The sequence below is a fragment of the uncultured Tateyamaria sp. genome, from assembly GCF_947504105.1.
GTDB lineage: Bacteria > Pseudomonadota > Alphaproteobacteria > Rhodobacterales > Rhodobacteraceae > Tateyamaria.
The window spans coordinates 63,811-70,549 of sequence record NZ_CANNGP010000023.1; the positions used below are offsets into that span (position 1 = coordinate 63,811).

8 protein-coding genes are annotated in these 6,739 nt (G+C 60.5%); 6 read left to right on the top strand and 2 right to left on the bottom strand.

The genetic code is table 11. The features are described from left to right. Positions 1 to 70: 70 nt before the first annotated feature. Entirely contained in the window at positions 71 to 934 is an 864-nt protein-coding gene (locus tag Q1A75_RS14515) for an alpha/beta fold hydrolase (RefSeq protein WP_299551503.1), read from the bottom strand. A gap of 84 nt (positions 935 to 1,018) precedes the next feature. Between Q1A75_RS14515 and Q1A75_RS14520 the strand changes: the two genes are divergently transcribed. The 4 genes from Q1A75_RS14520 to Q1A75_RS14535 all read left to right on the top strand — a co-directional run bounded on the left by Q1A75_RS14520 (position 1,019) and on the right by Q1A75_RS14535 (position 4,192). Then, the gene (locus Q1A75_RS14520; RefSeq protein WP_299208564.1) at positions 1,019 to 1,567 is read left to right on the top strand and encodes a TetR/AcrR family transcriptional regulator; all 549 of its coding nucleotides are present in this window, start codon (positions 1,019 to 1,021) and stop codon (positions 1,565 to 1,567) included. 109 nt (positions 1,568 to 1,676) lie between these two features. After that, positions 1,677 to 3,467 carry a DNA polymerase III subunit gamma/tau gene (locus tag Q1A75_RS14525; protein WP_299551499.1) on the top strand — a complete coding sequence of 597 codons (1,791 nt, stop codon included), beginning with the start codon at positions 1,677 to 1,679 and terminating at the stop codon, positions 3,465 to 3,467. Next, on the top strand, positions 3,443 to 3,847 hold the full coding sequence (locus tag Q1A75_RS14530; protein WP_299551496.1) for a hypothetical protein: 405 nt from the start codon (positions 3,443 to 3,445) through the stop codon (positions 3,845 to 3,847). The genes Q1A75_RS14525 and Q1A75_RS14530 overlap by 25 nt, the downstream gene beginning before the upstream one ends. Beyond that, positions 3,848 to 4,192 (top strand): YbaB/EbfC family nucleoid-associated protein, encoded by a 345-nt coding sequence (locus Q1A75_RS14535; protein WP_299551493.1) that lies wholly within the window; start codon positions 3,848 to 3,850, stop codon positions 4,190 to 4,192. It begins immediately after the preceding gene. Here Q1A75_RS14535 and Q1A75_RS14540 read toward each other — a convergent pair. Then, positions 4,189 to 4,803: a hypothetical protein gene (locus tag Q1A75_RS14540; protein ID WP_299551489.1), complete on the bottom strand. Its 615-nt coding sequence runs from the start codon at positions 4,801 to 4,803 to the stop codon at positions 4,189 to 4,191. The two genes, Q1A75_RS14535 and Q1A75_RS14540, sit on opposite strands and share 4 nt — an antisense overlap. Before the next feature lie 110 nt (positions 4,804 to 4,913). Between Q1A75_RS14540 and recR the strand changes: the two genes are divergently transcribed. Both recR and Q1A75_RS14550 read left to right on the top strand, forming a co-directional pair. Next, positions 4,914 to 5,507, top strand: coding sequence for a recombination mediator RecR (gene recR / locus Q1A75_RS14545; protein ID WP_299551486.1), 594 nt, complete (start codon positions 4,914 to 4,916; stop codon positions 5,505 to 5,507). 283 nt (positions 5,508 to 5,790) lie between these two features. Next, positions 5,791 to 6,666 (top strand): DMT family transporter, encoded by an 876-nt coding sequence (locus Q1A75_RS14550; RefSeq protein ID WP_299551483.1) that lies wholly within the window; start codon positions 5,791 to 5,793, stop codon positions 6,664 to 6,666. Positions 6,667 to 6,739: the final 73 nt, after the last annotated feature.

Here is a 6,739-nt window from a genome sequence, read left to right on the forward strand (position 1 = left end):
AGCGCAGCGTGGTGCGCGTCGGCCCGGCAGCGCATCTGAAAGGCGCGGGAGGGCGGTCTACAATAGCAGACTAGTCCTCAAGCAGCACTGGCCAGATCGCTTTGTTCCGGCGCGAGAATGCGCCGAGATGTCCGACGTTTTTAACCCCATGGTCCCGTGGATCGACGACGACCGGTTCAGTTCCATAGACCTTTGCAAGCCTTGCCACCTGCGGCGGTGGGATCAGATCGTCGTCAGTGAATGCGTGCAACCGCACTCTCGCACTGTTTTGCCAATTCGGGGCTGGCAAGCGTGGACCAATATCCGCATCGTAGAACGAGCGCGATGTGCACCATTTGCGCCATTGCCAGAACACACCTGATGGCAAGTCTTCGCCAAAGCGGAGTGATTTGCCGGGCATGTAGCCACAGATCAGCGTTGCCAACGGGCCCATGGCAAACCAAAAATTTAGCGCCAGCGCGCGGTAGGGCCACGGGTGATCGTTGTGATGCACCATACCAGATGCCACACCGATGACGCGTGCGACATCGTCCATTTCCGGCTGGTTCGGCAACAACATCGCCCCAAGGGAATGCCCAATGACCCACAGCTGGGTCTCCGGGACTTCGCGGCGCATGGCACGGCGGGCAGCGACCTGATCGCGGATACCCCAGTCCGTCATGTCAGCCTGCACCCGGCGCATCGGCCCCGCATAGGAGCGCCCAAGGCCGCGGTGGTCATAGGTCAGCACAGCCATCCCCCGTTCCGCAGCCAACCAGCGCGCGAAATGGGTGTAGAAAGTCTGCGGCACACCCGTTGCACTGTTTAGCACCACTGCGGCGAAGGGACGTTGCTTTGGTCGATACATCCGCCCGACCAGTTCTGCGCCGTCCTGCGTCTTGAAAGCCAGCGACCGTTCGGTCACCGCACGTTGAGTTGGAGCCGTATCGAACATGAAGCATCTCCTTGTGGCAGCGCTAGACCATTTGGTCTAATTGCAACGCTGGACCAATCGGTCTAATGCTGTCAAGATCAAAGAATGAACGACCGACCACTTCCAACCAAGGATCGCCTGATCCTGTCAGCCGCCACATTGTTCCGCACACGTGGCTACCATGGCGTAGGGCTGGCCGATTTGCTGGCCGATGCCAAGGCGCCCAAGGGGTCCCTGTATCACCATTTCCCCAATGGAAAATCCGACCTTGCCATGGCTGCGGCCACGTCGGCGTCGGACGAAATGCTACGCCTCATCGCGGCGAGCTTTGACGGCGCCGAAAGCTTCAATGACGGCGCAAAGACACTGTGTTTCAAGCTGGCCAAACTGTTCGACATTACGGGCTGGGACACCTGCCCCATCGCAGCCACTCTGTTCGAAGGCCCAGACAACGAAGATTTCCGGGACCATGCCAGTCACATCTACGAAGGCTGGATCGCCGAGGTTCAGGACCACGCCGCGCGGCTGGGCCTGAGTCCAGAGGAGGCGCAGGCCAAATCGGAACATCTGTTCATGCTGATACAAGGTGGTTGGGCACTGGCACGGGCACGGCGCAGTTCCGACGTTATCCGGAAGATGACGGATCGGCTGTAACAACGCCGATGGCACCGGCATTTTCCAAGCCACTTGAATCGATAGGCAAGCGCAGCGATCCCGCGCCTGATCTGACAGCAATGGTGGACGCCGCCCGCCCTGCCCCGTAGTGTCCACAGGTCACTCCGAATCCGCGCGAAGGCCCATGTCAGAAGAGACCCAGAAATATCAGGTGTTGGCCCGTAAATACCGGCCCGAAACCTTTGCCGACCTTGTCGGTCAGGACGCCATGGTGCGCACACTGAAAAACGCGTTCGAGGCGGACCGGATCGCCCAAGCCTTTGTGATGACGGGCATTCGTGGAACGGGCAAAACGACGACCGCGCGCATCATCGCCAAGGGCATGAACTGCATCGGACCGGACGGCAACGGTGGTCCCACCACAGAGCCCTGCGGAGAATGCGAGCACTGCGTGGCGATCATGGAAGGGCGCCATGTCGACGTGCTTGAGATGGACGCCGCCTCGAACACATCCGTGAATGACATTCGCGAGATCATCGATTCCGTCCATTACCGCGCCGCATCCGCGCGCTACAAGATCTACATCATCGACGAGGTGCACATGCTGTCCAACAGCGCGTTCAACGCGCTGCTGAAGACGCTGGAAGAGCCGCCCGCCCATGTGAAATTCATCTTTGCCACGACAGAGATCCGCAAGGTTCCGGTCACCGTTCTGTCGCGGTGCCAGCGGTTTGACCTGCGTCGGATCGAACCGGAGGTGATGATTGCCTTGCTGCGCAAGATCGCTGGCGCCGAAGGGGCCGAGATTGCAGATGATGCGCTGGCCCTGATCACGCGCGCCGCCGAAGGGTCGGCGCGGGATGCAACCTCACTTCTGGATCAAGCGATTTCCCACGGTGCCGGTGAGACAACCGCCGATCAGGTGCGCGCCATGCTTGGCCTTGCTGACCGGGGTCGCGTGCTGGATCTGTTCGACATGATCCTCAAGGGCGATGCCGCCGGGGCGTTGACAGAACTGGGTGCGCAATACGCTGACGGGGCCGACCCCATGGCGGTCCTGCGCGATCTGGCCGAGATCACGCATTGGACCTCGGTCGTGAAGATCACGCCCGAGGCTGCAGACGATCCGACCATTTCGCCCGATGAGCGCAGCCGCGGCCTGCAGATGGCAGAGACACTGCCCATGCGGGTGCTGACGCGCCTGTGGCAGATGCTGCTGAAGGCGTTGGACGAGGTGGCAGGCGCCCCCAACGCCATGATGGCTGCAGAAATGGCAATCATCCGGTTGACCCATGTGGCCGACCTGCCCAGCCCGGGCGACCTGGTGAAGAAACTGCAGGACAACCCGCAGCCTGTGGCCCCGACGGGCGGTGGCGGCATGGCCAGCGCTGGTGCTGCGTCGTCCGGCGCGCAAGCCGTGCAGCAGGCGCAGACCCGGATGGCGTCGACCCCATCGGCACATGGGCAAGCGACGGCGTTGGCGCAGGACCCGACCGAAGCCCTGGCCCACTATCCGACCTTTGACCACGTGATCGAACTGATCCGGTCGAACAGGGACGTAAAGCTGCTGGTCGAGGTGGAAACGACACTTCGGTTGGCTGCCTATCAACCCGGACGGATCGAATTTGAGCCAACCGAAAACGCGCCGCGTGATCTGGCCCAGCGCCTGGGCGCGCGGTTGCAAGTTTGGACCGGCAACAGGTGGGGAGTGTCGATTGTCAGCGATAGCGGTGGCAAAACGATTGCTGAAGTGCGCGATGCCGCCGATTTGGAACTGAAATCCAAAGCCGAAGCGCATCCGCTTGTGCAAGCCGTCCTGGAACAGTTTCCCAAGGCCAAGATCACCACGATCCGAACACCCGAAGAGATCGCGCAAGAGGCCCACATCGAGGCATTGCCGGAAGTGGATGATGAATGGGACCCCTTCGAAGAGGGTTGATCCTTGCGTTGCTGCCGGGCGCGGCTTTGGCCGAAGTATGTGACAAGGAGCGCCCCCTATGGGACGGCCCATCACATGCATCTATGCTGGACGAGGCCCTGAACCTGTTTTTGTCACCAGCTGGCGTAATCCTTCTTGTTTTGTCGATGGCGGCTTTGCGATTCCGCAACCAGTGGATCGGTCTGGCCACTGTTCTGCTCTGGACCGTGTTCGTCACGATGGTAACGATGACCGATCCGACCGGGGTCAGGCTGCAGGCGATGACCGAAGGTTGTATCGCGTCGCCCACCTTGTTCATCGTGGCTGTCGCTGCGATATGTGTGGGGATTGTTTTGTATACCAAGCCGCGGACCAGCGGCGCAGACGGATCGGAGAGTTAGATGCTCAAGGGACTTGGCGGCCTCGGCGATATGGCCGGGATGATGAAAAAAGCGCAGGAAATGCAGACCAAGATGGCCGAGATGCAGGACGACCTGCACAACGTCATGGTCACCGGCGAAAGCGGTGCGGGGCTGGTCAAGGCGACGGCGACGGCGAAGGGCGAATTGACCGCGCTCGACATCGATCCGTCGATCTTCAACGGTGATGACAAGGAAGTGGTCGAGGATCTGATCCTTGCGGCCATCAAAGACGCACAGGCCAAGGCCCAAGAGCGCGCTCAGGAAGAGATGGGCAAACTGACCGAAGGTCTGGGTCTGCCGCCGGGAATGAAATTGCCGTTCTAGGACGCTTTGACGTCATTCCCCTGCAAAGGCTCTGATGGCGCGGCGTTCTCAGCCGCGCGCAGATGCAATTGCCTGCGAAACCCGAACAAGAACGCCAGAAACACCATATACAAGGTGAATGTCAGGCTCAGCCGAGCGACCCCCTCACGAAATGTGAGGGACCGCCCACCCCGATCCGTTTGGCGGGGTGTGCCATGTTCCGCGCCGTCTGCGTCATCATTGCCGCTGGCCGCGCTATTGCCGCCCGAGCACGTCGCATCAACCGCTTGATCCAGACGAACGACATGGTCGCGCAAGCCTTCGTTCACGGTCATGCCCCGACCGCTGGCAAGCGCCAGCGCCGTATCAATCACAGCATGTGCAGCGCGGGCATCGCGGCGCGGGGTGTCCTGCGACAGGGTCCGTTTCACAACCTCGGGCGACATTTGTGCCATTGCGCGCGCCAAGCGGTCCCTTTGGTGGACAGACACCTGACCGCCACCGTCAAGAATGGATAGCAGCGTTCCATTGGCCACCCGCAAGGGCGTCGGGTAGGCACACGCCATTGCCATGCCGTGCCAAAGCAGCAGCACAATCACTGCATGGGTTGATCGAGAGAGAAGACGCCGCATTTGCCTGCTTCCATTGCCGGTGATCGCACAAGCTATCTTCATTTCCTTGCGAACTGGTGAACTGCAATAGACCCTTTTTGTTCTGCCGAAAGCGCAATAGGATCAAGGGAATGAGCAGCACCCGTGACATAGACAACCTGATCGAGATGATGGCGAAGCTGCCCGGTCTTGGCCCCCGCTCCGCCCGGCGGGCCGTGCTGCACCTGATCCGAAAACAGGCATTGCTGCTGACCCCACTGGCCGACCTGATGCAGACCGTTGCTGCCACCGCGCGCGAGTGCCTGAATTGTGGGAACGTGGGCACAAGCGACATCTGCGATATCTGCCTATCGGAAAAACGTGCGAATTCAGAGCTTTGCGTGGTCGAGGATGTGTCCGACCTGTGGGCGATGGAGCGGGCGGGTGTGTTCAAGGGTCGCTATCATGTGCTGGGCGGAACGCTGTCTGCGCTGGATGCTATTGGCCCCGACGAACTGCGGATTCCACGACTGATCGACCGCGTGCAAACCGAGAACATCACCGAGGTGATCCTGGCCCTGAACGCCACAATCGACGGTCAGACAACGGCTCATTACATCGCCGATCAGCTTGAAGGTCAGGTCAAACTGACCTCGCTGGCCCAGGGGGTGCCGATTGGGGGCGAGCTGGATTATCTGGACGACGGGACGATCACGGCAGCGCTGAATGCGCGCAAGGCGCTGTAGGTCTTAAGCCACCGTTCGGTGCGTCGATTTTGGCGAATTGCGCATTTTGGACCGGAAACTGCATATTTTCCCGGCACGATATTCCAGGCAATTTCCACTATTTTTCAAAAACTGCACATTTGTCGGGGCAAACTGCATACTTTGCAGCACGGCACACCCTTAACTCTTCGTTCAGCTTTGCCGCATCTTAACGTTTCCAAGAGCTTGATAACTCTTGATTAAGTTTTGTGCAGTGCCGCGGGAACCGATTGCCCGCCCCACCCCGTTCTGACACACAGCACATATGACATCGCGCAAAGACTTTCTGCAGGGCGTGGGCCTGCGCCTGCTGGCTGCCTTCCTGATGACCGCGATGTCAGCGGCCGTGCATGGCGCAGCCGAAACCGTGCCCATCGGGCAAATCATGTTCTGGCGGTCAGCCGTCGCGCTGGTGCCGATCTGCCTGTACATGATGTGGCTCGGTGACTTTCCCCATGGCTTGCGCACGACCCGACCGGGCCTGCATGTCACGCGCAGCGTGTTCGGGGCATTTTCAATGGCGATGTCCTTTCTATCGCTGGCCTATCTGCCGGTCGCGAATGCGCAGGCGCTGGCCTACCTCGCGCCCGTGTTGGTTCTGCCGCTGGCCGCCCTGATGCTGAAGGAACGGCTTTCGAACGCCATTTTCATTGCCATCGCCCTAGGCTTTGGCGGGGTCCTGTTGCTCTTGTGGGATGCGTTCGAGCGACCGGGTGATGGAGCGTTGATCGGCGTTGCCGCCGGGCTGGCCTATGCCGTGACCATGGCTTTTGTCCGGGTGCATACGAAGACGATGACGCTGACCGAAAGCTCGTCGACCATCGCGTTTTACTTTGCCGTGGTGTCGGCGGTCATCGGTCTGGCCACCCTGCCCCTTGGCTGGGTGGCGCTGAACATGACGGTGCTGGGTTGGCTGGTGCTGGCAGGCGTGATCGGGGGTGTCGGTCACATCGTGGCAAACGAAGCGGTGGCCCGCGCGCCGGTCAGTGCGCTGGCCCCGTTCGACTTCACCGGATTGATCTGGGCCTTGGGCTTTGACCTGATCCTGTTTTCGGTCTTTCCCGGTGTCACCGGCTTGCTGGGTGTGTTTGCCATCACCTTTGCAGCGCTGGTTGTGACCTTTGCCGGGTCGCGCCGCTAGTGTTCCGAGTCTGACACCTCTTACCTGTTCCCCCGGATTTCATCGAGGGAGTTCAGAGCGCGGCGTTCACGGG

Bases quoted from the DNA above. Each gene is read 5' to 3' on its own strand.
- Q1A75_RS14515 (WP_299551503.1), bottom strand. From the start codon at position 934: ATGTTCGATACGGCTCCAACTCAACGTGCGGTGACCGAACGGTCGCTG.
- Q1A75_RS14520 (WP_299208564.1), top strand. From the start codon at position 1,019: ATGAACGACCGACCACTTCCAACCAAGGATCGCCTGATCCTGTCAGCC.
- Q1A75_RS14530 (WP_299551496.1), top strand. From the start codon at position 3,443: ATGGGACCCCTTCGAAGAGGGTTGATCCTTGCGTTGCTGCCGGGCGCG.
- Q1A75_RS14535 (WP_299551493.1), top strand. From the start codon at position 3,848: ATGCTCAAGGGACTTGGCGGCCTCGGCGATATGGCCGGGATGATGAAA.
- Q1A75_RS14540 (WP_299551489.1), bottom strand. From the start codon at position 4,803: ATGCGGCGTCTTCTCTCTCGATCAACCCATGCAGTGATTGTGCTGCTG.
- recR (WP_299551486.1), top strand. From the start codon at position 4,914: ATGAGCAGCACCCGTGACATAGACAACCTGATCGAGATGATGGCGAAG.
- Q1A75_RS14550 (WP_299551483.1), top strand. From the start codon at position 5,791: ATGACATCGCGCAAAGACTTTCTGCAGGGCGTGGGCCTGCGCCTGCTG.